Source organism: Pseudolysinimonas sp. 10J20-29 (assembly GCF_055809595.1).
In genome coordinates this window covers 584327-608808 of the sequence record NZ_CM147917.1, presented here as the reverse complement: position 1 = coordinate 608808, position 24482 = coordinate 584327, and the positions used below count along the sequence as shown (strand labels likewise).

Here is a 24482-nt window from a genome sequence, read left to right as displayed (position 1 = left end):
CGGAGGCGGGGCGCGTGTCCCTCGGCGGGGCTGTCGCGCGCCCCGGTTCAGTACCGGATCGCGTCGATCACCTTCACCCGCACGGCGACCAGCGCAGGGAACAGCCCGGCGAGCGCGCCGACGCCGACCGCGGTCGCCAGGCCGACCAGGGCCGCGTCGACCGGGAACGGCGGCACGTCTTCGACGAAGGCGAAGACGTACTCGGCGGTGAGCGGATTCTTCAGCAGGAGGATGCTCAGCGCGACCCCGGCGATGCCCGCCACGGTCGTGGCGACGACGGACTCCATCATGACCGAGAAGAACACGCGCCCCGCCGTCGCTCCGAAGCTGCGGCGGATTCCGATCTCGCGAATGCGGTGCTTGACCGTGACGAGCGCGATGTTCAGCAGGCCGAGCGCCCCGAGCAGCAGGATGAGCACCGCGACCCCGCCGATCATCAGCTTGAGCATGAGGAACGGATCCTGGCCGTCGCCCCAGGTCTGGTAGTCCTGGCGGTACGCGTCCACCTGCACGCCCTCGCCGAGCGCGCCGGCGATGTCGCGCCGGACCGCCTCCTGCAGCGGCTCGGCGAGCTCGGGCGGCACCCACATCTCGAGGCTCGGACTGACGTACTGCCGCTCCGAGTTCGGCACGAGGAGGTCGATCGCGGAGTACAGCGACACCACGGCGGGCCAGGTGTCGTAGACCGATGACGGCGTGATGCCGACCACGACGCCGACGGTCGGCTGCTCGCCCGAGAGCAGTTCGACCGTCGGATGCGTGGACAGCGGGGGCGCCCCCAGCTGGTTCCAGAGGTACTCGTTGATGATCACCGCCGGGGCCAGACGCAGCTCGTCGCGCTCGGTGAACCAGTCCCCCTCGGCGAGCGCGACCCGGTGCATCGTGCCGTAGTCGGCGTCGACGAGGATCAGGCTGCTGTCGACCACGCCGTAGGGCGTCTGCACGCGGGTTCCCGCGTTGTAGACCCGACTGGTCCAGTCGATCGAGTACCGCTGCGATGCGGTCGAGAAGGCCGCGCCGAGCGCGTCCGCGTCGGGGGCGCCGCCGGTGCTCGCGTCATACGCCGTCACCGTCACGAGCGCCGGGCGCCCGCTCGAGCGCTCGAACTGCTCGATCTGCGACTGCTCGACGATCGCACCGCCGGCGACGACGGTGGTGAGCGCGGCGACCGCGACGCCGACGCCGATCAGGCTCATCAGCACCCGCGTGCGGTGGATGCGCAGCTCCGACCAGGCTTCGACGACGGAGCCGACGAGCCCCGTCCACCAGCGGCTCACAGCGTCACTCCCCCGGCGGCGAGCGCGGCCACGCGATCCGCGTCGACGGGGCTCAGCACGCCCTGCTCGAGTCGATAGTGTCGCCGCGCGAGGGCGGCGACGTGGGGATCGTGCGTGATGGTGATGAGGGCCGCGCCGGAGGTCTCGGCCACCGAGTCGAGCAGCTCCATCACCGCCGCTCCCGTCTCGACATCGAGCGCCCCGGTCGGCTCGTCGGCGAGGATGACGCGCGGGCCGCGCACAAGGGCGCGTGCGATCGCGACGCGCTGCTGCTCCCCTCCGGAGAGCTGGTCGGGGGTGGACGCGAGGCGCGCGGCCAGCCCGACGCGTTCGAGCATCTCGGTGGCCAGCCGCTGCCGCTGCCAGAACTGGCGCCCGCTCGCGTACAGCAGCGGCGTCATCACGTTCTCGAGCGCGGTCCGCCCCGGGAGCAGGTTGAACTGCTGGAAGATGAAGCCGATGTCGCGGCCGCGGCGCCGATCGCGCGCACCGGAGCTCAAGCGCTCGAGCGGGGTGTCGTCGATCTCGACGAGGCCGCTGGTCGGCGAGTCGATCAGGCCGAGGATGTTGAGCAGCGTCGACTTGCCGCTTCCGGAGCGGCCGACGATGCTCACATGGTCGCCGACCTCGATGTCGAGGTCGACGCCGCGCAGGATCTCGAGTGCGGGCCCGTCGGGCAGCGTGACCGTGCGGGTGACGCCGCGAAGTCGCAGCAGCGGCATCAGCAGTCCTCGCCGATGACCTCGCCCGTGTCGGCGTCGATGACCGGTCGGCAGTCGCCGTCGATGATGACGCCGCCGCCGTCGATCGGGATGCCGTCGCCGCCGGGGGCACCCGGCACGAACTGGAGCACCATCTCCCCCTCGACCAGCCCGTCGACGATCTCGACCGAGATCCCGTCGTTGAGCCCGAGCGTCACCGCGCGCTCCTCGGTCGCGCCGTCCGGGAGAACGACGTAGACCAGTCCCGCCTCGGCGGCCCCGAGCACGGCGGTCATCGGCAGCGTGAGCACGTTCTCGGCGACGCCGCCGGCGATCGTCACCTGGGCGGTCAGCCCGGCGAAGACGCGGACGTCCTTCGGGACGGTGCAGCGCACGGTGGTCGCGGATCCGCCCGCGCCCGCCGCGTCATCGGCGGTAGGGGTCAGGATGCGCAGCTTCGGGCACACGAACGGGGCCGGTCCGCCGTTGATCGCGACGCTCGCCTCGGTCGGCTGCTCGACCAGGCGGTACAGCTGCTCCGGCGGGATCGTGGCGCTCACCTCGAAGGTGGCGGGGGTGATCTTGGCCACCGACGAACCGGCCGCGACGCTCTCCCCGTAGAAGAGCGCCGATCCGGAGACGACTCCCGCCGCGTCCGCCTTCAGCACCAGCCAGCGCGTTCCGCCGTCGCTGCCGTCCGAGTTGATGACGAGGGCGCGCACCTGGGCGAGCTCCTGCCCCTTCTTGACCGTGTCGCCGTCCTTGACCGACACCGAGCGCACCTCGCCGGAGAGGCTCGGCACCACCGAGACCGCGGGCGCCGGGGCGATCGACCCCTCCAGCACGATGTCGTTGCTGATCGTGCCGAGCGAGACCGGGATCTGCGGCTCGATGATCTCGCCGGTCGGGAACTCGGGGACCGAGGCGGTCTCGGTGTCGGCGAAGAACGCCAGCTTGACCAGCGCCGCGCCGATCGCCACCAGCACGATCAGCCGCACAATCGGAAAGACCCAGGTTCGTGCGATCCCCACCGGTGACTCCTTGATTCCCGCCACCTCGACGCACGCGCGTCGAGAATCCCTCACAGGACAGGACTCATCACACCATGAGATCGGTCCGCGCAACACCCAACGTTGCGCCCGATCTCGGCGTCAGGTCAGAACGGGCAGACCCCGGCGACGTTGTCGCTCGCGACCACGTTGAAGGTCTGGCTGCCGTAGGAGGCGTTGATGAAGCGCACCGTGTCGGCCTCGCCCGGGTTCCAGTACGGCGTGTCGAACAGCCCGTTCTCGCGCGCGATCTCGAGCTGCAGGATGCCGAACTCGCCCTCGACGACCACCAGGTCCGTCAGGTCGCCGGTGATCACCCGCGCGTCCGGGTAGGCCGCGAAGACCACCGTGTCGGGGTCGCCGATGCGCACGCCCTTGGTCGTCGGGATCAGGTAGGTGAACAGGTCGATGCGCGTGACGACGCCCCCCGGCTGCACGTTGACGCCGAAGTAGGCGGAGTCGCTCGCGTCGCGATACACGTCGTTCGCGATCCACAGCGCGGCGAGCGCGTCGCCCACCTCGATGCCCGCGTCGAAGCCGGTCTCGGCGTCGGTGCAGGCGGCCGGGTCGAGGTGCACCAGCCCCAGCTCGGCGTCATCGTCGACCGGCTGGCCGAGCACCAGATCGTTCATGCCGTCGGGCCCGATCGCGAGATCCTCGAGCGCGATCGGCCGCGTCTCGGTCGGCGTCGGGGTCGCCACCGGGGCGGCGTCGATCACCGTCTCGGTCGGCTCCGGGGCAGGGGCCTCCGACGCGCATCCGGTCAGGAGGACGGCGCCGATGACGGCGAAGGACAGGACGACGGCGCGGCGGCGCGAGGTAAGCATGGCTTAACGTAACGCGCGCGAGACACCCTCACCAACACGCCCGGCGGCTCGGCCGCTCACGCTTCGATAACGACCGGAACGATCATCGGGCGACGACGGTGCTGCGTGTTCACCCAGCGCCCGACGGTGCGTCGCACCACCTGGCTGTAGCCGTGCGCGTCGCGCATCCCGTTGTCCGAGGCCTCGGTGAGCGCCTTGATGATCTGCGGTCGCACGTCGTCGAACACGGTCTCGTCTTCGGCGAAGCCGCGCGCCTGGATCTCCGGCCCGACGATGACCCGGCCGGTCTGGGCGTCGATCGCGACGAAGATCGAGATGAAGCCCTCCTCGGCGAGGATGCGGCGGTCCTTGAGGTCGGCGTCGGTGATCTCGCCGACGGTCGACCCGTCCACGTAGACGTAGCCCAGGTCGAGCTGGCCGACGACGCTCATCTCGCCGTCGCGCAGGTCGACGACGATGCCGTTCTCGCCGATCACGGTGTTCCTGCGCTCGACGCCCGACTCGATCGCGAGCTCCGCGTTGGCGTGCAGGTGGCGGGTCTCGCCGTGCACCGGGAGCACGTTCCTCGGGGTCAGGATGTTGTAGCAGTAGGTGAGCTCGCCCGCGGAGGCGTGCCCCGAGACGTGCACCTTGGCGTTGCCCTTGTGCACGACGTTGGCGCCGAGCTTCATCAGGCCGTTGATGACCCGGTAGACGGCGTTCTCGTTGCCGGGGATGAGGCTCGAGGCGAGGATGACGGTGTCGCCCTCGCCGACCTCGATGCGGTGGTCCTGGCTCGCCATGCGCGCCAGCACCGCCATCGGCTCTCCCTGCGAACCGGTGCTCATGTAGACGACCTTGTCGTCGGGCAGGTTGAGCGCCTTCTTCAGGTCGACGAGCACGTTGTCGGGCACGTTCAGGTAGCCGAGCTCGGCCGCGATGCCCATGTTGCGCACCATCGAGCGTCCGACGAGCGCGACCTGGCGACCGCTGCGCGCGGCGGCGTCGAGCACCTGCTGCACGCGGTGCACGTGGCTGGAGAAGCTGGCGACGATGACCCGGCGGGTGGCGCGCGAGATGACGCTCTCCAGCACCGGGCCGATGTCGCGCTCGCGCGCCGTGAAGCCGGGAACGTCGGCGTTCGTCGAGTCGGGCAGGAACAGGTCGACGCCCTCCTCGCCGAGCCGCGCGAAGGCGCGCAGGTCGGTGATGCGACGGTCCAGCGGCAGCTGGTCCATCTTGAAGTCGCCCGTGTGGAGCACCAGCCCGGCGCTCGTGCGGATCGCGATCGCGAGCGCATCCGGAATCGAGTGGTTGACCGCGATGAACTCGAGCTCGAAGGGTCCGAGCTTCTCGGTCTGCCCCTCCTTGACCGCCATCGTGAACGGCGCGATGCGGTGCTCCTTGAGCTTCGCCTCGATGAGCGCCAGCGTCAGCTGCGAGCCGACGATGGGGATGTCCCGGCGCATCTTGAGCAGATACGGCACGGCGCCGATGTGGTCCTCATGGCCGTGCGTCAGCACGACGGCGAGGATGTCGTCGAGCCGGTCCCGGATCGGGGTGAAGTCGGGAAGGATGAGGTCGACTCCGGGCTGGTGCTCCTCGGGGAAGAGCACGCCGGCGTCGACGACGATCAGCTTGCCGTCGAGCTCGTAGACCGTCATGTTGCGGCCGATCTCGCCGAGTCCGCCGAGCGGGACGACGCGAAGGGTGCCGGGCTCAAGCGCCGGCGGGTCGAAGACCTGGTTCACTGTTCTCCTTGCGGGCCGAGGCCCGGCGTTTAGCGGGTCGTGCCCGCGACTTTCGGCAACGCTCCCCCCGCGGCCGCATTGCGGTCGGGGCGGAAGCGGGACGGGTCGACGCCCGCGATGCCGGTGACGAGCGCGAGCTCGTCCTCGATGAGTGCTGCCTCGTGCTCTTCGGGTCCGACGAGCGGCAGACGCACGCGCGGGCTCGAGATGCGGCCGAGGCCGTGCAGGATGTACTTCGCCGCGACGGTGCCGGGCACATGCGTCATGGTCGCGCGCACGAGCGGCTCCAGGGCACGGTGCGCCTCGGTCGCGGTGCGCAGATCGTTGCGGTTGACGGCGTCGACGATGGTTCGGTACGACGCCGGGGCGATGTTGGCGGTGACGCCGATGAGTCCCACCGCGCCGATCGAGAGGTGCGGCAGCACATTGGAGTCGTCACCCGAGAAGTAGAGCAGGTCGGTCTGGTTGAGCACGCGGCTGACCTCGCTGAAGTCGCCCTTGGCATCCTTGATCGCCATGATGTTCGGGTGCTTGGCGGCGCGCAGGATGGTCTCGTACTTGATCTCGACGCCCGTGCGGCCGGGGATGTCGTAGAGGATGACCGGCAGATCAGTGGCGTCGGCGACCATCCGGAAGTGGGTGAGGATGCCGGCCTGGGTGGGCTTGTTGTAGTACGGCGTGACGATCATGATGCCGTCGGCGCCGACCTTCTCGCTGTGCTTGTACAGCTCGATCGCGTGCGCGGTCTCGTTCGAACCGCCGCCCGTGATGATCTTCGCGCGGCCCGCCGCCACCGACTTGGCGACCTCGACGAGGCGCACCTTCTCGGGGTCGGTGAGGGTGCTGGTCTCTCCCGTGGTGCCGGTCACGACGATGCCGTCGGCGCCCTGCGAGATGAGCGAGTCGATGTGCTTCTCGACGTCGCCCCAGTGCACTTCGCCGTCGGCCGTGAACGGAGTCACGAGCGCGACGAGCACCTGACCGAAGGGGTTCTCAAGCGTCGACACGTAGTACAGGCTATCGGGCCGCGCGGCGGTAGCTCACAAAGCGGTAGCGCAGCCCGGTGAGCGATTCCCACCATTCGTCGACGCCGTCGGGTGCGGTGGAGACCGCCGCCCACTCCGATCCGAGCTCGGGCGCGTGGGCGTCGCCGTCGACCTCGACATCGATCTCGGTCACCTCCAGCCGGTCGGCGAGGGCGATCGTGGCGGCGTAGAGCTGCGCTCCGCCCATCACCCAGGCCTCGGGGCCGGCGAGCGCCAGCGCCGCGTCGACGGAGTGCGCCACCTCGGCGCCCGGGGCGACGAAGCTCTCGTCGCGGGTGACCACGATGTTGCGCCGGTCGACGAGCGGGCGGAAGCGGGGCGGGATCGACTCCCAGGTCTTGCGGCCCATCACGACCGGGTGGCCGAGGGTGAGCGACTTGAAGCGCGCCATGTCCTCGGGGAGGTGCCACGGCATCCCGCCGTCGGCCCCGATCACGCCGCCGCGCGCCTGCGCCCAGATCAGGCCGAGCTGCGACGTCGTCATACGGCGACGGCGGCCCGGATGGCCGGGTGGTGCTGGTAGTCGTGCACCGTGAAGTCCTCGAAGCGGTAGTCGAAGATGCTGTCGCGTTGCGTCGAGAGCTCGAGGCGCGGCAGCGGGAACGGGTCACGGCTCAGCTGCTCGGTGACCTGCTCGAGGTGGTTGTCGTAGATGTGGCAGTCGCCGCCGGTCCAGACGAAGTCCCCGAGCTCGAGGCCGGTCTGCGCCGCCACCAGATGGGTCAGCAGCGCGTAGCTCGCGATGTTGAACGGCACGCCGAGGAACAGGTCGGCGCTGCGCTGGTAGAGCTGGCAGGAGAGCTTGCCGTCGGCGACGTAGAACTGGAACAGCGCGTGGCACGGCGCCAGCGCCATGTTCGGGATGTCGGCCGGGTTCCAGGCGGTGACGATCAGGCGCCGCGAGTCCGGGTTGACCCGGATCTGCTCGATCACGTCGCTGATCTGGTCGATCTGCTCGCCGCTCGGGGTGGGCCAGGAGCGCCACTGGACGCCGTAGACCGGACCGAGCTCGCCGGCCTCGTCGGCCCACTCGTCCCAGATGGTGACGCCGTGCTCGTGCAGCCACGCGATGTTCGACTCGCCGCGGAGGAACCAGAGCAGCTCGACGGCGATCGACTTGAAGTGCACGCGCTTCGTCGTGATGAGCGGGAAGCCCTCCGCGAGGTCGAACCGCAACTGGCGCCCGAAGACGCTTCGGGTTCCCGTCCCGGTGCGGTCGGACTTGTGCACGCCCGACTCCAGGGTCTCGCGGAGAAGGTCCTCATAGGGTGTCGGAATCGCGCTCATCGAGTGCGATGCTAACCGACGTAGAGTGATTTCCGATCGAGGAGGATGCGATGACGGTGACAAGCGAAGCCACGACCCTGTGGTTCGGCGATCTGACGAGCGGCTCGGGGACCACCTCGCTGGACTCCTCCGACGCGGCCGAGTTCCCGGTGACGTGGGCCGCGCGCTCCGAGGGCGTCGCGGGGCAGACCAACCCCGAGGAGCTCCTCGGAGCGGCCCATTCGGCCTGCTTCTCGATGGCCTTCTCGAACGAGCTCACGAAGGCGGGCTTCCCGCCCGAGAGCCTGCAGGTGACCGCGGCGGTCACCTTCCAGCCCGGCGAAGGCATCACCGGCTCGCACCTGCTGGTGAGCGCCAAGATCCCCGGCATCGGCGAGGAGCAGTTCGAGGCGATCGCCGAGAGCGCGAAGCAGAACTGCCCCGTCTCGCAGGCCCTGACCGGGATCCCGATCACGCTCGAAGCGAGTCTCGCCTGAGCGCGTCAGCGCCGCTGCGCGTCCTCGTCTCGGGAGCCTCCGGGTTCATCGGCACCGAGCTGGTGCGCCAGCTCCGCGCGGAGGGCCACGAGGTGCGCCGGCTGGTGCGACGCCAGCCGCGCAGCGACGACGAGGTGAACTGGGCGCCCGCCTCGCGCACCATCGACTACCGCGTCATGGACGAGGTGGACGCGGTCATCAACCTCTCGGGCGCGTCGATCAGCCGCATCCCCTGGACTCCGGGATATCGCAAGGTGCTGCGGCAGTCGCGCATCGACACCACGCGCACCCTCACCGAGGCGATGAACATGGCCCGCACTCCCCCGCGCGTGTTCATCAGCGCCTCCGCGGTCGGCTTCTACGGCGACCGCCCCGGCGAGCGCCTGACCGAGGTCTCGAGTGCGGGCGAAGGCTTCCTCTGCGACCTCGTCGCCGAATGGGAGCAGGCCGCCACGCTCGTGCCCAAGGCCACCCGTGTGGTGCAGGCGCGCAGCGCCGCCGTCATCGGGGCCGGCGGCGGGGCGCTGACGCCGCTGGCGCTGTTCACCCGACTCGGGCTCGCCACCCGGTTCGGCACCGGAGGTCAGCACTGGAGCTGGATCAGCCGTCACGACGAGGCGGCGGCGCTCATCCACCTGCTGCGCTCACCGCTCAGCGGGCCGGTCAACCTCGTCGGCCCGGTGCCCGCGACCTTCGACCGGGTGGCGGCGTCGATCGCCCGCGAGGCGCGCCGCTGGTACCTGCTCCGGGCTCCCGAGTGGGCCGTCCGGCTGCTGCTCGGCGAAGCCGGCCAGCACCTGCTGCTCGACAGCGCGAAGGTGATTCCGACGCGGCTCGCCGCCGACGGCTTCGCGTGGGCGCATCCGCGCATCGAGGATGCGGTCGCGGCCGCGTTCAGCGAGCGTCGCGCTCGAGCCTGATCGCGGTGCGGGTCGCCCAGCGGGCGCGACGGCGGTCGCCGCTCGCGTCGTAGGCGAGCGCGAGCCGGTACCAGGCGCGCCAGTCCCCCGGCTCCGCCTCGACGGCCTGCTGGTAGGTGGGGAAGACCGCCAGCGCGGCGGCGCGATCGATCCGCCCGCTCGCGAGGGCCGGAAGCTCATCGCTCGGCAGAGCGTCCTCCGCCTCGAGCCGGCGGGCGAGCCGCTCGGCGCGCACGCCGAACACAACCTCGGCCACGATCGTGCCCGCCGCCAGCAGCGGAAGCACGAGCAGGGCGATGCCGATCGCCACCGGGACCACGCCGTCGAGTCCCAGCATGAGCACCCCGTAGCGGATCGCGAAGACCAGATACAGGGCGAGCAGCGCCGCCATCACGACGACGCCGATGCGGGTCGTCACCGGATCAGCTCCGCCGTCGCGGGGCGCCGAGGCCGAGCAGCTTGTCGAGTCCGACGGTCAGCCCGGTGTGCTCGCGCGCCGCGCGCAGGCTGATCAGGATCCCGGCCTCGTAGGAGGAGTCGGAGAGCGTCTGGTGGCTGATCCGCACAGTCTCGCCGGTGCCGCCGAAGCGCACCTCCTGCTCGGCGAGGACGCCGTCCATGCGCAGGCTGTGGATCGGAACGCTCGCGACCTGCTGTCCGCGCGCGCGCTGGTCGTTGTGGGGTGCTCGCACCGGGCCGGAATCGGCACGCGCGACCCCGATCAGCTCGGCCGTGCGGACGGCGGTGCCGGACGGCGAGTCGACCTTCTCGGCGTGGTGGCTCTCGACGATCTCGATCGAGTCGAAGTGCGGGGCCGCGAGCGTTGCCAGCCAGGTCGCGACGGCGGAGCCGAGCGAGAAGTTCGGCACGATCACGACCGCCGCCTCGGGGAGCGTGCGCAGCTTGGCGCGAAGCGCGTCGATCCGGTCGGCGCTCCACCCGGAGGTGCCCACCAGGACGGGGATTCCGCGGTCGAGCGCGGCATCCACGACGCTCGCCGAGACCGAGGGGATCGTCAGATCGACGACGAGATCGGCACCGTCGATGCGCTCGATCGGATCGCTCGACCCGATGAGCGCGTGCACCTCGAATTCGGGCTCCTGCTCGACGAGTCGCGTCGTGAGCCTTCCCATGCGACCCGAGGCTCCGACGATCGCGACACGTGTGACCATGCAGTCATGCTACCGAGCCGCGGCGCGCTCGTTCGGCGGCGTAGCCTGTGCGGGTGCTGCAGTTCGTCCCGACCCCGACCGATGACCCGCTCGCTCGCGAGCTGCTCACCGAGTACTTCACGAGTCGTCAACTGGGTTTCATCTCCCGCCCCGAGGGGTACCGGGTCGTATTCCCCGACACCGCCGCGTTCCTGCCGCCGGCGGGGGTGTTCTTCGTGGTCACCGAGGCGTCGACGGCGGCTGAGCCGCGCGTGCTCGGCTGCGGCGGCATCCGGCTTCTCGACGCCGAGCGGGCCGAGATCAAGCATCTGTGGATCCGCGAGCACGCGCGCGGCCTCGGTGCCGGCCGGGCGCTTCTGCTCGCCCTCGAGGAGGCCGGGCGCGGTCTCGGCGCACGCACCGCGGTGCTGGACACCAACCAGAGCCTGACCGCCGCGCAGCAGCTCTACCGCTCGGCCGGCTACCTCGAGATCGAGCCGTACAACGACAACCCGAACGCGACGCACTGGTTCCAGAAGTCGCTGTAGCCGCGCAGCTGCGGACTCAGTAGGGCTGCTCGACCGACAGACCGGTGCGCAGCTCCGGCGGCAGGTGGCCGAGATCGTTGTGCGTGACCAGCACCGCGGGCTTGGCGGAGCGCACGCGGATGATCGTGAGGCCGCAGTTGGCCTGGTTCACGCCGAGCCAGCGCCACGGGGCCGCGCCGAAGGTCTCGCGCACGAACCAGCCGATCACGAAGTTGTGGGTGATCAGCAGCTCGTGCCGGTCCTCCCGGGCGGGCGCGATCCACTCCGCGGTGGCGTCCGTCATCTGCGCCTCGCCCGCGGCGATCTCCTCCTCGGTGATCCCGCCGAAGAACGCCTCGAAGGCGTGCGGCAGATCCGCAGTCGGCCCGGACGGGATGCAGTCCATCAGCAGCGTGTGCGGCTGGATCTGAACGGCCGGCATGCGGGAGCCGATGATCTCGGCGGTCTCCTGCGCGCGCTCGAGCGGCGAGGTCCAGGCGGCGTCGAAGGGGACGCCGCTGAGCCGGTCGGCGATCGCCTCCGCCTGCCGCACGCCGCGCGGGCTCAGCGGGCCGTCGGGCAGGCCGTGCTCGGCGTCCAGCTGCTCGCCGTGGCGCACCAGGTACAGATATCGCGACATCGAAGGATCCCTCGGTCAGGCAGCGGTCGGCTCGACGTCGAGCTTCGTGAACGTGTCGGGCTGCACCGCGCCGACGGCGGCGATCGAGAGCGGGCCGGCGATCAGCTCTGCGGCGAGGTCGCGCACCTCGTCGCGGGTGACGGCGCCGAGGCGGACGAGGGTCTCGTCGAGATCGGCGAACTCGCCCAGCGTCAGCTCGCTGCGCCCGAGGCGCGACATGCGCGCGTCGGAGTCCTCCAGTGCCAGGGCGGAGGCGCCGCCGAGCTGACCGCGCGCGCGCCCCAGCTCCTCCTCGCTGATGCCCGTCTCGGCGAGCTTGCGGAACTCGGCGAGCATGAGCTCGGCCACCTCGCCGGCGCGGGCCGGCGAGCAGCCGGCGTACAGGCCGAAGAGCCCGCCGTCGGAGTAGCCGGACGAGAAGGAGTAGACCGAGTAGGCGAGGCCGCGCTCTTCGCGGATCTCCTGGAACAGCCGCGACGACATGCCGCCGCCGAGGACGGAGTTCAGGATCGCCAGGGCCGGACGTCGCGCATCGACGGCCGAGATCCCCGGAACACCGAGCATGACGTTGACCTGCTCGAGCGGTCGGATGACGAGGCGGCTCACCCCGCCGACGCCCGGGTCCAGGGGCGCCGCCGGATGGGCGACGTCGCTGCGCCGCGGCACCGGCGAGGCGGGCGCGTCGCTCGACCAGCCAGCGCGGTCCAGCGCCGCGATGGTCGCGCTGACGAGTTCGTCGTGGTCGATGGCGCCGGCCACCGTGACGACGAGATCCTGCGGACGGTAGTTCTGCTGATAGTGCGCCCACACCGCGTCGCGGCTGACCGCGCCGATCAATGCCGGGTTGCCGCCGATCGGCCGACCGAGCGGGTGGTCGCCGAAGACCGCCTCGAAGATCCGCTCGCCGACGACGTCGCCCGGATCGTCATCCGCCATCGCGAGCTCTTCGAGAATGACGCCGCGCTCGCTCTCGAACTCGCCGGATTCGAGAACCGACGAGGTGAACATGTCGGCCAGGACGTCGATCGCCATCGGCACGTCGACGTCGCGCACCTTCGCGTAGTAGCAGGTGTGCTCCTTCGCGGTGAGGGCGTTGTGCTCGCCGCCGACCGAGTCGAAGGCGACCGCGATGTCGAGCGCGGAGCGCGTCGGGGTGCCCTTGAAGAGCAGGTGCTCGAGGAAGTGGGTGGCCCCGTAGGTGACCGGCTCCTCGTCGCGCGAGCCGACCGCGACCCAGAATCCGACGGTCGCGCTCTGCGCTCCGGGGACCTGCTCGCTGAGGATGCGCGCGCCGTTCGGAAGGAGGGTGCGGCGGACCCGGGTCGACCCGGAGGCGAGGATCTCGAGTTCGGGGGTTTCCAGCGGGAGCCGCACTGCGCCATTCATCACCGCGAGCCTACGTCATCCGTTTGAGCCGATGATGCCCTGTGACACGCCGACCTGAGAATTCCCCAAATGCCTGGCTCTTTCGCGAAAGCAGGCGTACGCTCGCACACAGAGACAGGCGGCGCCCTACCGTCACGTCTCGGGATGCACCCTCATCCCGCACAACTGAACAGCATCTGCACCAACCCGAGGTCTGACGAAGACCATCCACCGCACGGACACCGGCGTCAACGATGACGACGGCGTCCCGACAGAACCCGCCCGAGGAGTCGCTGTCATGTTCGTTCCTGTTCCCGAAAAGCCCGATCAGCGCCCGCTGGCCCCGGCCAAGCAGCGCATTCTCGAGACCGCCGACGTGCTGTTCACCCGCGAAGGCATTCGCGCCGTCGGCGTCGACTGGCTCATCGAAGAGTCGCACGTCACCAAGGCGACGTTCTACAAGCACTTCCGCGCGAAGGACCGCCTCGTGCTGGATTACCTCGCGGACCGCCACCGCCGGATCGCGCTCGACGTCGCGCTGCGGCTGAGCTCGATCACCGACCCGGCCGAGGCGCTGGTCGCGCTGCGGGACTGGACCGCCGGCGACGTCGGCAACCCGGCGCTGCGCGGGTGCGCGTTCCTGTCCGCCGCGGTCGAATATCCGGAGAGCGACCACCCGGTCCGGGTGAGCGTTGGCGTCCACCGCCGCTGGCTGCACGACGTCTTCGAGTCGCTGCTGACCCAGCTCGGGCACCCGGCGCCGCGCGACGGCGCCGAAGACCTGATGCTCGCGCGTGACGGCGCCCTGCTCGGCGGCTACGCGGGCGACCCCGCGGATGCGCGCGCCGCCCTGCACCGCACGTTCCAGTGCGTGATGACCTCGGCGGCCGTCCCCGCCTAGCCCCGCGCCGAACGGCTGCTACGAGCTCGCGCGGTCGAGCTCGAGGAGCTGATGGCGGCTGAGCCGAAGCCGGGTGGCGGTCGCGAAATCGTCGACGTGCTCGGCCCGGCTCGCCGAGACGACGGGCGCGACGACGTTGGGCTTGCTGAGCAGCCAGGCGAGCGACACGGCCGCGGGAGTCGACTCCTGCTCGCTCGCGACCTTGTCGAGCGCGGCGAGGACCCGCAGCCCGGTGCGAGTGAGGTAGTCGGCGATCTCGCCGCGACGCTCCGAGCGGGCCACATCGCCCCGCGTGCGGTACTTGCCGGTGAGGAAGCCGCTGGCGAGCGCGAACCGCGGCATCACGGCGAGTTCGAGGTCGCGGGCCACCCGGGCGACCTCCTGCTCGTGCTGGCGGCGGTGCATCAGGTTGTACTGGTTCTGCACCGCGACCATGCGCGCCACCCCCAGCTGCGCCGAGGCGATCCGCGCCTCCACCAGCCGGTTGCCCGCGTGATCGGAGGCGCCGAAGGCCCGCACCTTGCCGGCGCGAATCAGCTCGTCGACGGCCAGCAGCGTCTGCTCGAACGGCACCTCGGGGTCGTCGATGTGCAGGTAGAGCAGATCGATGCGGTCGGTGCGCAGCCGACGCAGCGAGTCCTCGACGGCGGCCGCGATGGCGCGCGCCGTCACCCCGGGGTGGTCGGGTCCCTTGCCGACCTTGGTGGCGACCACCAGGTCGTCGCGGTTGCGCCGAAAGCGCATCCAGTTGCCGATCATGATCTCGCTGCGACCGCCCGCGTAGGAGTCCGCGGTGTCGATGAAGTTGCCCCCGAAGTGCGCGTAGCGGTCGAGGATCCGCTCGGCCTCCTGGGCGTCCGCCGTCCAGCCGAAGACGTTGCCGCCGATCGCGATCGGGAAGACCCGGAGCTCCGAGTTCGGGATGGGGCGGCGAACCGACACGATGCCGTCGATGACGACCGCGGTCTCGTTCGTGCCGAGGCTCGGCGTCAAGGAGACCGTGCCGGCCTGCTCGTGTCGCTTCACTCCCCGCACCTCCTCGAGCTCAAGGCGCCGGGGTGTCGTGCGACGCGACATGTCGGGGGGCCTCGAGCGACGCAATGCGCTCAGAGTAACTCTCAGCACCGCGTCGGCGGCGCCAAGTGGCCGAATCGTTACGGCGTGGCGCTCCACGGCGGCTTGGCCCGCGCCTTGAGTTCGCTGTGCCTGTGCCTGCGAGTGCGGCGACATGCGGCGGCAGGTGGCACCGTGGAACAGTGATGACCGACTCCACGCGCACCGCGTCGCGCTCCCGCCGGGGCGCCGCCATCGCGGCATGGGTCGCTCTCTCGACGCTCGGCACGGCGGGCGCGATCGCAACGCTCTGGTACGTGCGCCCGCGGTGGACGACGTGCGTGGCCGATGCAGTCGAGCGCGGATGCGTCTCCGGCGTCTCCAGCGTGACGGCGATGGCCAGCGCGGTCGCCCTCATGACGGTGCTCGCCGCCATCGTGCTGATCGCCGCGTTCGTGCGCGGCCGCATGCGACTGCCTCTGCTCGTCGCGGCGAACGCGGCGGGCGTCATCGTCTTCGCGACGGCTCTGCTCGCCTCGATCGGCTGAGCTCCGGCCCGGAGAACGGCACAAGGCCCGCCCCGCCGAAGCGGAACGGGCCTTGTCCTGACAGGAGCGATCAGCCCTCGACCGGAGCTTCCGGGCTCTCGGCAGCGGCGCTGTCGTCACCGGCGGCCTCGTCGACCACCGGGGCGAGCGAGAGCTTTCCGCGGTCGTCGATCTTGGTGATCTCGACCTGGATCTTCTGGCCGACGCCGAGCACGTCTTCGACGTTCTCGACGCGCTTGCCACCGGCGAGCTTGCGCACCTCGCTGATGTGCAGCAGGCCGTCCTTGCCGGGGGTGAGCGAGACGAAGGCACCGAAGGTCGCGATCTTGACGACCGTTCCCAGGTAGCGCTCGCCGACCTCGGGCTGCAGCGGGTTGCCGATCGCGAGGACCTGCGCGCGGGCGGCCTCGGCCGAGGGACCGTTGACGGCGCCGATGTACACGGTGCCGTCTTCCTCGATCGAGATGTCGGCGCCGGTCTCGTCCTGGATCGCGTTGATCGTCTTGCCCTTGGGGCCGATCAGCTCGCCGATCTTGTCGACCGGGATGTTGACGCTGATGACGCGCGGCGCGGTCGGCGCCATCTCGTCGGGGGCGTTGATCGCCTGGTTGATGACCGCGAGGATGGCCGTGCGGGCCTCCTTGGCCTGCTTGAGCGCACCGTCGAGCACGCTCGAGGGCAGACCCGCGAGCTTGGTGTCGAGCTGGATCGCCGTGACGAAGTCGCTCGTGCCGGCGACCTTGAAGTCCATGTCGCCGAGCGCGTCCTCGGCACCGAGGATGTCGGTGAGCGCCGCGTAGCGGGTCTCGCCGTCCACCTCGTCCGAGATGAGGCCCATCGCGATACCGGCGACGGGGGCCTTGAGCGGCACACCGGCGTTCAGCAGCGAGAGGGTCGAGGCGCAGACCGAGCCCATCGACGTCGAGCCGTTGGAGCCGAGAGCCTCGGACACCTGACGGATCGCGTAGGGGAACTCCTCGCGCGGCGGCAGCACCGGCACGAGGGCGCGCTCGGCGAGGAAGCCGTGCCCGATCTCGCGACGCTTCGGGCTTCCCACACGGCCGGTCTCACCGGTCGAGTAGGGCGGGAAGTTGTAGTGGTGCAGGTAGCGCTTCTTGGTGACGGGGTTCAGCGAATCGATCTGCTGCTCCATCTTGAGCATGTTCAGCGTGGTGACACCCAGGATCTGGGTCTCGCCGCGCTGGAAGATCGCCGAGCCGTGGACGCGCGGGATGACCTGGACCTCGGCGTCGAGCGCACGGATGTCGGTCAGGCCGCGGCCGTCGATGCGGATGCCTTCGGTCAGGACGCGCGTGCGCATGACCTTCTTGCTGACCGACTTGTACGCGGCGCTGACCATCGGGGGCACCTCGCCACCGAGCTGACCGGCGTCGACCTTCTCGTTGATCGCGGTCTTGACGCGCTCCTTGAGCTCGTCGTCGGCCTTCTGACGCTCCTGCTTGTCGGCGATCTGGTAGACCGTCTTGAGGTCGTCGTAGGCGATCTCGGCGACCGCGTTGTAGGCCTCGTCCGAGTAGGGCGGGAACAGCGGGTAGTCCTGGATCTCCTTGGCCGACTGCGCGGCGAGCTCGGCCTGAGCCGTCGCGAGCTGACGCAGGAACGGCTTGGCGGCCTCGAGGCCCTGGGCGACAACGGCCTCGTCGGGCTTGGTCGCGCCGCTGCGGATGAGCTCCCAGCTGCCCTCGGTGGCTTCGGCCTCCACCATCATGATCGCGACGTCCTCGTTGCCGTTCTCGTCGGTGACGAGGCGGCCGGCGACGGTGAGGTCGAAGACGGCCTCCGCGAGCTGGCTGTGCTTCGGGAAGGCGACCCACTGGTCGCCGATGAGCGCCATGCGGATGCCGGCAACCGGTCCGTAGAACGGCAGACCCGAGATCTGGGTCGAGGCGCTCGCGGCGTTGATCGCGAGGGCGTCGTAGAACTCGTCGGGCGCGATGCTGAGCACCGTGATGACGATCTGGACCTCGTTGCGCAGACCCTCGACGAAGGTCGGGCGCAGCGGACGGTCGATCAGACGGCAGACCAGGATCGCCTCGGTCGAGGGACGGCCCTCGCGGCGGAAGAACGAGCCGGGGATCTTGCCGGCGGCGTAGGAGCGCTCTTCGACATCGACCGTCAGCGGGAAGAAGTCGAAGCCGTCACGCGGGTGCTTGCCCGCGCTGGTGGCGCTGAGGATCATGGTGTCCTCGTCGAGGTACGCGGCAACCGCGCCCTGAGCCTGCTGCGCGAGCCGGCCGGTTTCGAACCGGACGGTGCGCTTGCCGAACTTGCCGTTGTCGAGAACGGTTTCGGCGAACTTGATTTCGGGACCCTCCATGGGCCTCTCCTTAGCTGCCATGCATCCGGCATGGCGTTTCTCGCGAAGGAGCAGGAGTAGGCAGGAAGGGAACCGGCGAATGCCGCCGGGATTCTGCTCTGGTCAACAGTAGAAGCGCTCCGACTCGCGACCTCGCGACCTTCGGAAGACCACCACCGGTGACCAGCTTCGTGCCGGCCTGCTCCGTGATGTTCCCACGGCGTTGTCTCCGCGCGCGGGCAATCGCCGAGTGGCGATCAGTTTGATGCTAGCAGTTTGCCCCTGTGAGGCGTTGAATGAGAACGCGGGTCGCGATCCGCGCCCGCCTGATTCAAGGAGGAATCATGGCCACTGTGGCTCGAGTCACCACCATCACCGCGCGCTCCGAGACCAGCTTCGAGGACGCCACCCGATCGGGAATCGAACGCGCGAGCACCACGATCCGCGGGATCACGGGCGCCTGGGTCAAGGAGCAGCAGGTCTCCGTCGAGGGCGGCGCGATCACCGCCTGGCAGGTGACCCTCGAAGTGACCTTCGTGCTCGAAGGCTGATCCGACACCGGATGTTCACCGGGGGCGCGTAGAACCGCAGGGTGACGACGGATCCCTGGGTGCTCGACCTGGCGTCGTCGCCGTGGCTCTACCCGCTCGTGTTCGCGCTCGTGGTCGGCGACGCCTTTCTGGTGGTCTTGCCGAGCGAGACGGTCGTGGTCGCGCTGGGAGCGCTCGCCGGCGCGACCGGGACGCCGTGGCCGGCGGTCCTCATTCCCGTCGCCGCGGTCGGCGCGGTCACCGGCGACCTGCTGTGCTTCCTGCTCGGGCGCCGGGTGGGCCTGGACCGCTGGGCGTGGCAGCGCCGCGGACGGATCGCCGCCGCGCTCGGCCGCGCGCAGCGCACGGTCGAGCGCCGCACCGCCGTGCTCATCTTCACGGCGCGCTACATCCCCTTCGCGCGCATCGCGGTGAACCTCAGCGCGGGCGCCTCGGGCATCCCGCTCGGCCGCTTCCTGCCGCTCTCCGCCGCGGCGGGCCTGGGCTGGGCCATCTACAACGTCGCGATCGGCGCGGGCTTCGGAGCCGCGCTGCGCGACCAGCCGGTGCTGGCGATCGTGCTCTCCGTCGCGGTCGCGATCACTCTCGGCGTGATCGCGGATGTGGTGATCGGGCGGCTCAGCGCACGGCGCGAAAGCTAGGCTCAGCCCATGAACGACGAAGCAGCGGAGGGCTCGCCCTCCGACGAGACCAAGCGCAAGTTCCGCGAGGCGCTGGAGCGCAAGAAGAACGGGCACACCAACCCCACCGGTCACACCGGCGGGGAGTCCGCCGTGCGCGGCGTCCACGCCAAGGCCGACCTCAAGCGCGAGTTCCGACGCAAGAGCGGCTAGGCGCCCCCTCGGGGCGGTGCCGCAGCCCGGCCCGCCCCGTCCCGCGCGCTACGTCTCCTGGAACCCGCCCACGCCGGTCGGGCTGAAGCCGGCCGGCAGGGCGAACGGGTCACGCACGCGCTGCGCGCGGTCGCTCGCGAGGGCGAGGGCGGCCAGCTCCCGGGCAGCCCGATCGATCCGTTCAGGAAGGCCACCCGAGGACGCGTCACCCGCGCTCCCCCAGTCGCTCGACGCCGCGTACACCGCGGTGGGCACGACGACAGTGTGCAGATAGGTGAACAGCGGGCGCATCCCGTGGTCGAGGGCGAGCGAGTGCCGCTCGGTGCCGCCGGTCGCGCCGATCAGCACGGGCATCCCGGTGAGCGAGTCCGGCCGCAGGATGTCGATGAACGACTTGAACAGCCCCGAGTAGCTGGTGGTGAAGATCGGGGTGACCGCGATGAGCGCGTCGGCGCCCACGATCTTCTGGATCTCGGCGTCGAGCTTGGGGCTCGCGAACCCGGTGAGCATGTTGTTGGTGATGTCGGTGGCGACGTCGCGCAGCTCGAGCACGCTCACCTCGACCTCCACCCCGTCGTCGGCGAGGCGACGTCGCGTCGCCTCGACCAGGCGGTCGGCGAGCAGCCGGGTCGAGCTCGGCTGGCTGAGACCGGCCGCGATCACGGCGATCCTGCGGGTTGTGCGGGCAGTCATCTCAGGCCTCCGTGGCGGTCAGCTCGGGCGCGGCGTCGGCCGTCGCGCGGGATGCCTCGCGCGCGGCGAGACGGTTGGCATGGGTCGGCGCATCCGGCACGTCCGCGGGGCGGTTCCGGGCGAGCTCCTTGCGGAGCGCCGGCACCACCTCGCCGCCGAGGAGGTCGAGCTGCTCGAGCACGGTCTTCAGCGGAAGCCCCGCGTGGTCGATGAGGAACAGCTGGCGCTGGTAGTCGCCGTAGTGCTCGCGCATCCCCGCGTAGCGGTCGATGACCTGCTGCGGGCTGCCGACGGTGAGCGGCGTCATCTCGCTGAAGTCCTCGAGGCTCGGGCCGTGGCCGTAGACGGGCGCGTTGTCGAAGTACGGACGGAACTCGGCGACCGCATCCTGCGAGCTGGCCCGCATGAACACCTGCCCGCCGAGTCCGACGATCGCCTGCTCGGGCGTGCCATGGCCGTAGTGCTCGAAGCGCTGCCGGTAGTAGCCGATGAGCTGCTGGTAGTGCTCCTTCGGCCAGAAGATGTTGTTCGCGAAGAAGCCGTCGCCGTAGTAGGCGGCCTGCTCGGCGATCTCGGGACTGCGGATCGAGCCGTGCCAGACGAACGGCGCGACGCCGTCGAGCGGACGCGGAGTCGACTGGAATCCCTGAAGCGGGGTGCGGTACTTGCCCTGCCAGTCGACGAAGTCCTCGCGCCAGAGCCGGTTCAGCAGCGCGTAGTTCTCGATGGCGAGCGGGATGCCCTCGCGGATGTCCTGCCCGAACCAGGGATACACCGGTCCGGTGTTGCCGCGCCCGAGCATCAGATCGACGCGGCCGTCGGCGACGTGCTGCAGCATCGCGAAGTCCTCGGCGATCTTCACCGGGTCGTTCGTCGTGATGAGCGTGGTGGCGGTCGAGAGGAGCAGCCGCTCGGTGGTCGCGGCGATGTAGCCGAGCGTGGTGGTGGGGCTCGAGGAGAAGAACGGCGGGTTGTGGTGCTCGCCGAGCGCGAAGACGTCGAGACCGACCTCTTCGGTGTGCTTCGCGATGGTCAGGATGTCCTTGATGCGACGGTTCTCGCTCGGCGTCTGGCCCGTGGTCGGGTCGGGCGTCACGTCGCTGACGGTGAAGACTCCGAACTGCATGGCGTCCATCGTGGCTCTGCTCTCTCTCCGGTCGACTTCCATGCATTCGCATGGATACGGTCGAGTCAACCTCGCCGACGCCCGAACTATTCCCGCCCCGATTCCCCGCGCAGCGAAACCCCCGCCCGGGCGCGCAGCCTGCGGCGGCGGCGCGGATTGCCTACCCTGGAACCATGGCGACAGTAGAGCTGACCGAGCAGACCTTCGAAAACACCGTTCTGGGCGAGGGCATCGTGCTCGTCGACTTCTGGGCCGAGTGGTGCGGACCGTGCAAGGCGTTCGGCCCCGTCTACGAAGAGGTCTCCAACGACAACACCGACATCACCTTCGCGAAGGTGGACACGGATGCGCACCAGGGCCTGTCGGGCGCCCTCGGCATCCAGTCGATCCCGACCCTCATGATCTTCCGCGACGGCATCGGCGTGTTCCAGCAGGCCGGCGCGCTGCCGCGCCCCGCCCTCGACTCGCTCGTCGAGCAGGTGCGCGCGCTCAACATGGACGAGGTGCGCGCCCAGGTGGCCGCTCAGCAGTCGGGCGACGCCCCCGCCTGAGCGCCTCGAAGCGCGGTCGCGTGGCTGGCTAGAGTGAGCGCATGACCGACTCGACCGAATCCGCTGCCCCGGCCGTCGAGGCCCCGACGCGCAAGCGCCGCGGCCTCGGAATCACCTCGCTGGTGCTGGCGATCCTCGCGGTGCTCGGCGACCTGATCACCATCGTGGTGGCTATCACGTCGTTCGCCTCGTTCGACCAGGACCTGACGAGCGCCTTCGGGCTGCTCGCGGTGTTCTTGAGCGTCGGGGCGATCGCCCTCGTCGGCGGGCTCATCCTCGCCGGAATCGCGCTCATCCTGGCGATCATCGCGCTGATCATCGACCACGGCCGCCTCCCGGCGACATTCGGCCTGATCCTGTCGCTCGGCGTGGTGGTCTCGCACCTCGCGGTCATCCTGCCGATCGCGTTCGGCGTCGCGAATCTGCCCGGCCTCACGGCCTAGGGCGCGATCAGCGCACGGCGCCCATCAGCAGCTCGACCCGCAGCACGCCGCGCTTCTCGACGACGCGCGCCGGAATGCGCGGCTTCGCGCCGGAATCCTCGAGGCGCCGAAGCGTGTCGTCCACGATCGACTCGAGCCCGCGCGGCACCTGGCCGACGACGCCGCTCACCCGGCGGCCGGTGAAGAGCCGCACCTCGATCGGCGCGTCCACGCCCTCCTGCTGCACCGTCCGCGGCGACATCGCCGTCTCGATCGCGGCGTCGCCCGCCTCCTGGACGGCGCGCAGCTCCTCCTGATGCGGGTCGCTTCCCGCCAGCCGGATCACGGTGCCCTTGCGACGCGCCCTCAGCGCGTAGTCGTACTGGCTGAAATCGCCCGCCCCGCGGTCCTCCTTGGGAAAGGTCGTGTCTTCATCGCGCCGTCCGAACAAGCCCATGGATGCGAGCGTAGCGGGCGGCGGGCGGGCGGCGAACAGCGGACAGCGGAACGCGGAACGCGTCGCCTAGCGCTCGGCGACGACGATCACGCGATCGTCAGGCGCGAAGCGGACCGGGTCGGCCTTGTGCGGGTTGAGGTGCACGCCGTAGTCGTGCTGCGGATCGCGCGCCTCGCTCGCGACCCGGTAGCCGATCGCCGTCTCGCCGTGACGACGCGCGGCGGCGAGCACGGTGTAGAAGTTCGCGCTCTCCCCCGGCGCGATGTACTGCGAGGCCGGCCGCAGGTAGATCTCGTTCCCCTGGCTCGAGAACACCTGGTCGAAGACCTCGGCGAGCCGGCGGTTCTCGGCCAGCTGGCTCATCATCAGGCTCACGAGCTTCTCGCTCACGATGTAGTCGTCGGCGTTCGTCACCTCGGCGAGCTCCCGGTTGCGGTCGTCGAGCATCTCGGTGACCACGTTCAGGTGGACGCCGAGCCGGTCGGCGATGTCGCGCAAGTGCAGCAGCGTGATCAGCGTGCGGGCATCGGCACGCCCCGGTGTGGTCTGGTCGCGCTCGGCGTTGACCACGATGTGGTCGGCCTCCGCCACCGAGAGCGAGTCCAGCAGCGCACGGCTCGTCGGGTCTCCGAACTGGTACTCCACATCGAGATTCGCCAGGGCCGGGATCTCCGGCACGGAGTGGGTCGACACGATCAGCACCGTGGATCCGGGTGCCACGTACTCGTTGAGCTCGACCAGCATGCCCGCGAGCCCCGCACTGACCCCCAGTACGATCGTGCGCTCGGGCGCCAGGGCCTCGGCGTCGCGCGCGGCGATCACGCTCTCATCGACGTCCCCGGCGGCGCCGAGTTCGATCGTGCTGTCGTCCTCGGCGATCACGACGATCTCGTCGTTCGCGTCGTACCGGGAGTCGGCGGTCGGGTTCAGGATCACCGCCTCCCGCGTGACGAAGCCGATGACGGCGGCATCGGGGAAGGCCGCCTGGATCTCGGCATAGGTCCGTCCGTCGAGGCTCGGCTGCCGGGTGAAGTAGATCTCGTCGCCGCCGAAGTCGAGCAGATCGGTGTAGACGACGCTCAGCCCGCTCTGGCGGCAGGTCTGCACCGTCACGCGGGCGATCAGCTCGCTCGCCAGCACCCAGTGCGCCTCGTCGCGGCCCACCAGCCGGGCAGCCTCCAGGTTGCTGGCGTCGCGAAGCTCGCCGACCAGGTGGTACGGCTCCGCGCGACGATGCGGGTTGTTGGTCAGGGCGAGCGCCGTGCGAATGACGGTCGAGTCGGGGTCATCGTCGTCCTCGGGCGCGAGGATGACGATGCTGCGCGCGCTGTGCGGACTTCCGATCTCCAGATCGACCAGGCTCATCGGATCGCCCGAGCGGCAGATGACGCGGGTCCGCCCGGTGGAGCCGACCTCGTCGCGAATCGCCTGCTCCATCTCGACCTTGTCCTCGGGTGCGAGCACCACGATCGTGCTGCGACGCTCGGAGGCGTTGGCGAGGACGAGCTCCGCGATGACGGTGAAGACCTTGGGACTCCAGCCGAGGATGAGCACGTGGTCGTCCTCGATGACGCGCGAGCGGCCCTTTCGCAGGTCGTCGATCTTCGCATCGAATGCGCCCGAGACGATGCCGATGAGGCTCGCCACGATGATCAGGCCGCCGATCGTCACGAGCAGCATGAGCACCCGGAACATCCAGCCCTCGTCGCCGCCCATGGTGCCCGGGTCGAGCGTGCGCATGAGGCTGTTCCAGAGCAGATCGCTCGGGTCCGCGCCGGGTTCGTTCTTGCCGTCCGGCCAGACCCGAAGCGCGACCCAGGCGAGGAGGCCGAGCGCAAGCACGAACACGACGGTCGCGAGCCCCAGCAGCGCCATGATGGCGCCGGTGCCGCGCGACATCCAGTTGTCGAAGGAGTACCGGAGGCGTTCGCGGAGGGTCGGGCGCGGTGAGGTCACGTGCAGGTCCTTCACAGGTCGCGGGCAGTGACGTCACTGTAGCGGGAGCGCCGCGTCGGCGTCGCCCGACGCGGTCCT

General features: G+C 70.1%; 28 protein-coding genes. 10 read left to right on the top strand and 18 right to left on the bottom strand.

The features are described from left to right. Positions 1–47: 47 nt before the first annotated feature. The 8 genes from AC0L6Y_RS02985 to AC0L6Y_RS02950 form a co-directional block, all read right to left on the bottom strand. Positions 48–1277, bottom strand: coding sequence for an ABC transporter permease (locus AC0L6Y_RS02985; RefSeq protein WP_473555126.1), 1230 nt, complete (start codon positions 1275–1277; stop codon positions 48–50). Beyond that, a complete protein-coding gene (locus AC0L6Y_RS02980; RefSeq protein WP_473555121.1) occupies positions 1274–1999 on the bottom strand; it encodes an ABC transporter ATP-binding protein in 726 nt (241 codons plus the stop codon). Before AC0L6Y_RS02980 ends, AC0L6Y_RS02985 begins: the two co-directional genes overlap by 4 nt. Further along, positions 1999–3009 carry an efflux RND transporter periplasmic adaptor subunit gene (locus AC0L6Y_RS02975; RefSeq protein ID WP_473555116.1) on the bottom strand — a complete coding sequence of 337 codons (1011 nt, stop codon included), beginning with the start codon at positions 3007–3009 and terminating at the stop codon, positions 1999–2001. Before AC0L6Y_RS02975 ends, AC0L6Y_RS02980 begins: the two co-directional genes overlap by 1 nt. Before the next feature lie 125 nt (positions 3010–3134). After that, positions 3135–3854 carry a hypothetical protein gene (locus AC0L6Y_RS02970; RefSeq protein WP_473555112.1) on the bottom strand — a complete coding sequence of 240 codons (720 nt, stop codon included), beginning with the start codon at positions 3852–3854 and terminating at the stop codon, positions 3135–3137. Between the two features lie 56 nt (positions 3855–3910). Next, complete coding sequence (locus AC0L6Y_RS02965) at positions 3911–5497, bottom strand: ribonuclease J (RefSeq protein ID WP_473558206.1); 1587 nt, start codon at positions 5495–5497, stop codon at positions 3911–3913. A gap of 116 nt (positions 5498–5613) precedes the next feature. Next, positions 5614–6591, bottom strand: a complete 978-nt coding sequence (dapA, locus tag AC0L6Y_RS02960; RefSeq protein WP_473555109.1) for a 4-hydroxy-tetrahydrodipicolinate synthase — start codon at positions 6589–6591, stop codon at positions 5614–5616. A gap of 10 nt (positions 6592–6601) precedes the next feature. Next, the gene (locus AC0L6Y_RS02955; RefSeq protein WP_473555105.1) at positions 6602–7114 is read right to left on the bottom strand and encodes a dihydrofolate reductase; all 513 of its coding nucleotides are present in this window, start codon (positions 7112–7114) and stop codon (positions 6602–6604) included. Then, positions 7111–7917 (bottom strand): thymidylate synthase, encoded by an 807-nt coding sequence (locus tag AC0L6Y_RS02950; protein ID WP_473555100.1) that lies wholly within the window; start codon positions 7915–7917, stop codon positions 7111–7113. The genes AC0L6Y_RS02955 and AC0L6Y_RS02950 overlap by 4 nt, the downstream gene beginning before the upstream one ends. Before the next feature lie 50 nt (positions 7918–7967). Between AC0L6Y_RS02950 and AC0L6Y_RS02945 the strand changes: the two genes are divergently transcribed. Together AC0L6Y_RS02945 and AC0L6Y_RS02940 are read left to right on the top strand one after the other, a co-directional pair. Further along, complete coding sequence (locus AC0L6Y_RS02945; RefSeq protein ID WP_473555097.1) at positions 7968–8393, top strand: OsmC family peroxiredoxin; 426 nt, start codon at positions 7968–7970, stop codon at positions 8391–8393. A 62-nt stretch (positions 8394–8455) separates the two neighbouring features. Next, entirely contained in the window at positions 8456–9313 is an 858-nt protein-coding gene (locus AC0L6Y_RS02940) for a TIGR01777 family oxidoreductase (RefSeq protein WP_473555094.1), read from the top strand. Here AC0L6Y_RS02940 and AC0L6Y_RS02935 read toward each other — a convergent pair. Continuing rightward, positions 9288–9731, bottom strand: coding sequence for a tetratricopeptide repeat protein (locus AC0L6Y_RS02935; RefSeq protein ID WP_473555089.1), 444 nt, complete (start codon positions 9729–9731; stop codon positions 9288–9290). The two genes, AC0L6Y_RS02940 and AC0L6Y_RS02935, sit on opposite strands and share 26 nt — an antisense overlap. Positions 9732–9735: 4 nt before the next feature. Then, positions 9736–10485, bottom strand: coding sequence for a 4-hydroxy-tetrahydrodipicolinate reductase (gene dapB / locus AC0L6Y_RS02930; RefSeq protein ID WP_473555084.1), 750 nt, complete (start codon positions 10483–10485; stop codon positions 9736–9738). Positions 10486–10538: 53 nt separating this feature from the next. Between dapB and AC0L6Y_RS02925 the strand changes: the two genes are divergently transcribed. After that, positions 10539–11012 (top strand): GNAT family N-acetyltransferase, encoded by a 474-nt coding sequence (locus AC0L6Y_RS02925; protein ID WP_473555081.1) that lies wholly within the window; start codon positions 10539–10541, stop codon positions 11010–11012. A gap of 16 nt (positions 11013–11028) precedes the next feature. Here AC0L6Y_RS02925 and AC0L6Y_RS02920 read toward each other — a convergent pair whose 3' ends face one another. Next, positions 11029–11631 carry a histidine phosphatase family protein gene (locus AC0L6Y_RS02920; RefSeq protein WP_473555076.1) on the bottom strand — a complete coding sequence of 201 codons (603 nt, stop codon included), beginning with the start codon at positions 11629–11631 and terminating at the stop codon, positions 11029–11031. Positions 11632–11646: 15 nt separating this feature from the next. Further along, positions 11647–13017 carry a M16 family metallopeptidase gene (locus tag AC0L6Y_RS02915; protein WP_473555071.1) on the bottom strand — a complete coding sequence of 457 codons (1371 nt, stop codon included), beginning with the start codon at positions 13015–13017 and terminating at the stop codon, positions 11647–11649. A gap of 277 nt (positions 13018–13294) precedes the next feature. Here AC0L6Y_RS02915 and AC0L6Y_RS02910 point away from each other — a divergent pair, with 277 nt between their 5' ends. Beyond that, positions 13295–13897, top strand: a complete 603-nt coding sequence (locus tag AC0L6Y_RS02910) for a TetR/AcrR family transcriptional regulator (RefSeq protein WP_473555065.1) — start codon at positions 13295–13297, stop codon at positions 13895–13897. Between the two features lie 18 nt (positions 13898–13915). Here AC0L6Y_RS02910 and AC0L6Y_RS02905 read toward each other — a convergent pair whose 3' ends face one another. Beyond that, positions 13916–14974 carry an aldo/keto reductase gene (locus tag AC0L6Y_RS02905; protein ID WP_473555059.1) on the bottom strand — a complete coding sequence of 353 codons (1059 nt, stop codon included), beginning with the start codon at positions 14972–14974 and terminating at the stop codon, positions 13916–13918. A gap of 182 nt (positions 14975–15156) precedes the next feature. Here AC0L6Y_RS02905 and AC0L6Y_RS02900 point away from each other — a divergent pair, with 182 nt between their 5' ends. Then, positions 15157–15498, top strand: coding sequence for a hypothetical protein (locus tag AC0L6Y_RS02900; protein ID WP_473555055.1), 342 nt, complete (start codon positions 15157–15159; stop codon positions 15496–15498). A gap of 70 nt (positions 15499–15568) precedes the next feature. Here AC0L6Y_RS02900 and AC0L6Y_RS02895 read toward each other — a convergent pair whose 3' ends face one another. Then, on the bottom strand, positions 15569–17836 hold the full coding sequence (locus AC0L6Y_RS02895) for a polyribonucleotide nucleotidyltransferase (protein ID WP_473555051.1): 2268 nt from the start codon (positions 17834–17836) through the stop codon (positions 15569–15571). 323 nt (positions 17837–18159) lie between these two features. Here AC0L6Y_RS02895 and AC0L6Y_RS02890 point away from each other — a divergent pair, with 323 nt between their 5' ends. The 3 genes from AC0L6Y_RS02890 to AC0L6Y_RS02880 are packed head-to-tail and all read left to right on the top strand — an operon-like array spanning position 18160 to position 19199. After that, positions 18160–18366: a dodecin family protein gene (locus AC0L6Y_RS02890; protein WP_473555048.1), complete on the top strand. Its 207-nt coding sequence runs from the start codon at positions 18160–18162 to the stop codon at positions 18364–18366. A 41-nt stretch (positions 18367–18407) separates the two neighbouring features. Further along, on the top strand, positions 18408–19007 hold the full coding sequence (locus AC0L6Y_RS02885) for a DedA family protein (protein WP_473555046.1): 600 nt from the start codon (positions 18408–18410) through the stop codon (positions 19005–19007). Between the two features lie 9 nt (positions 19008–19016). Next, positions 19017–19199 (top strand): DUF5302 domain-containing protein, encoded by a 183-nt coding sequence (locus AC0L6Y_RS02880; protein ID WP_473555042.1) that lies wholly within the window; start codon positions 19017–19019, stop codon positions 19197–19199. 48 nt (positions 19200–19247) lie between these two features. On the opposite strand, the gene AC0L6Y_RS02875 is transcribed toward AC0L6Y_RS02880, so the two are convergent. Both AC0L6Y_RS02875 and AC0L6Y_RS02870 read right to left on the bottom strand, forming a co-directional pair. Further along, positions 19248–19892, bottom strand: coding sequence for an FMN reductase (locus AC0L6Y_RS02875; RefSeq protein ID WP_473555038.1), 645 nt, complete (start codon positions 19890–19892; stop codon positions 19248–19250). Position 19893: 1 nt separating this feature from the next. After that, the gene (locus AC0L6Y_RS02870) at positions 19894–21018 is read right to left on the bottom strand and encodes an LLM class flavin-dependent oxidoreductase (protein ID WP_473558202.1); all 1125 of its coding nucleotides are present in this window, start codon (positions 21016–21018) and stop codon (positions 19894–19896) included. A gap of 173 nt (positions 21019–21191) precedes the next feature. On the opposite strand from AC0L6Y_RS02870, the gene trxA reads away from it, so the two are divergent. Both trxA and AC0L6Y_RS02860 read left to right on the top strand, forming a co-directional pair. Further along, a complete protein-coding gene (trxA, locus tag AC0L6Y_RS02865; RefSeq protein ID WP_473555035.1) occupies positions 21192–21569 on the top strand; it encodes a thioredoxin in 378 nt (125 codons plus the stop codon). A 41-nt stretch (positions 21570–21610) separates the two neighbouring features. Beyond that, a complete protein-coding gene (locus tag AC0L6Y_RS02860; RefSeq protein WP_473555031.1) occupies positions 21611–22012 on the top strand; it encodes a hypothetical protein in 402 nt (133 codons plus the stop codon). Between the two features lie 7 nt (positions 22013–22019). On the opposite strand, the gene AC0L6Y_RS02855 is transcribed toward AC0L6Y_RS02860, so the two are convergent. Then, positions 22020–22448 (bottom strand): hypothetical protein, encoded by a 429-nt coding sequence (locus AC0L6Y_RS02855; RefSeq protein ID WP_473555025.1) that lies wholly within the window; start codon positions 22446–22448, stop codon positions 22020–22022. Positions 22449–22514: 66 nt separating this feature from the next. Further along, positions 22515–24404 carry a CASTOR/POLLUX-related putative ion channel gene (locus AC0L6Y_RS02850; protein WP_473555019.1) on the bottom strand — a complete coding sequence of 630 codons (1890 nt, stop codon included), beginning with the start codon at positions 24402–24404 and terminating at the stop codon, positions 22515–22517. Positions 24405–24482: the final 78 nt, after the last annotated feature.

Excerpts from the sequence above, each read along its gene's own strand:
- AC0L6Y_RS02980 (WP_473555121.1), bottom strand. The coding sequence starts at position 1,999 with ATGCCGCTGCTGCGACTTCGCGGCGTCACCCGCACGGTCACGCTGCCC.
- AC0L6Y_RS02970 (WP_473555112.1), bottom strand. The coding sequence starts at position 3,854 with ATGCTTACCTCGCGCCGCCGCGCCGTCGTCCTGTCCTTCGCCGTCATC.
- AC0L6Y_RS02965 (WP_473558206.1), bottom strand. The coding sequence starts at position 5,497 with ATGACGGTCTACGAGCTCGACGGCAAGCTGATCGTCGTCGACGCCGGC.
- AC0L6Y_RS02955 (WP_473555105.1), bottom strand. The coding sequence starts at position 7,114 with ATGACGACGTCGCAGCTCGGCCTGATCTGGGCGCAGGCGCGCGGCGGC.
- AC0L6Y_RS02950 (WP_473555100.1), bottom strand. The coding sequence starts at position 7,917 with ATGAGCGCGATTCCGACACCCTATGAGGACCTTCTCCGCGAGACCCTG.
- AC0L6Y_RS02945 (WP_473555097.1), top strand. The coding sequence starts at position 7,968 with ATGACGGTGACAAGCGAAGCCACGACCCTGTGGTTCGGCGATCTGACG.
- dapB (WP_473555084.1), bottom strand. The coding sequence starts at position 10,485 with ATGGTCACACGTGTCGCGATCGTCGGAGCCTCGGGTCGCATGGGAAGG.
- AC0L6Y_RS02920 (WP_473555076.1), bottom strand. The coding sequence starts at position 11,631 with ATGTCGCGATATCTGTACCTGGTGCGCCACGGCGAGCAGCTGGACGCC.
- AC0L6Y_RS02915 (WP_473555071.1), bottom strand. The coding sequence starts at position 13,017 with ATGAATGGCGCAGTGCGGCTCCCGCTGGAAACCCCCGAACTCGAGATC.
- AC0L6Y_RS02910 (WP_473555065.1), top strand. The coding sequence starts at position 13,295 with ATGTTCGTTCCTGTTCCCGAAAAGCCCGATCAGCGCCCGCTGGCCCCG.
- AC0L6Y_RS02905 (WP_473555059.1), bottom strand. The coding sequence starts at position 14,974 with ATGTCGCGTCGCACGACACCCCGGCGCCTTGAGCTCGAGGAGGTGCGG.
- AC0L6Y_RS02900 (WP_473555055.1), top strand. The coding sequence starts at position 15,157 with ATGACCGACTCCACGCGCACCGCGTCGCGCTCCCGCCGGGGCGCCGCC.
- AC0L6Y_RS02895 (WP_473555051.1), bottom strand. The coding sequence starts at position 17,836 with ATGGAGGGTCCCGAAATCAAGTTCGCCGAAACCGTTCTCGACAACGGC.
- AC0L6Y_RS02890 (WP_473555048.1), top strand. The coding sequence starts at position 18,160 with ATGGCCACTGTGGCTCGAGTCACCACCATCACCGCGCGCTCCGAGACC.
- AC0L6Y_RS02880 (WP_473555042.1), top strand. The coding sequence starts at position 19,017 with ATGAACGACGAAGCAGCGGAGGGCTCGCCCTCCGACGAGACCAAGCGC.
- AC0L6Y_RS02875 (WP_473555038.1), bottom strand. The coding sequence starts at position 19,892 with ATGACTGCCCGCACAACCCGCAGGATCGCCGTGATCGCGGCCGGTCTC.
- AC0L6Y_RS02870 (WP_473558202.1), bottom strand. The coding sequence starts at position 21,018 with ATGCAGTTCGGAGTCTTCACCGTCAGCGACGTGACGCCCGACCCGACC.
- trxA (WP_473555035.1), top strand. The coding sequence starts at position 21,192 with ATGGCGACAGTAGAGCTGACCGAGCAGACCTTCGAAAACACCGTTCTG.
- AC0L6Y_RS02860 (WP_473555031.1), top strand. The coding sequence starts at position 21,611 with ATGACCGACTCGACCGAATCCGCTGCCCCGGCCGTCGAGGCCCCGACG.
- AC0L6Y_RS02855 (WP_473555025.1), bottom strand. The coding sequence starts at position 22,448 with ATGGGCTTGTTCGGACGGCGCGATGAAGACACGACCTTTCCCAAGGAG.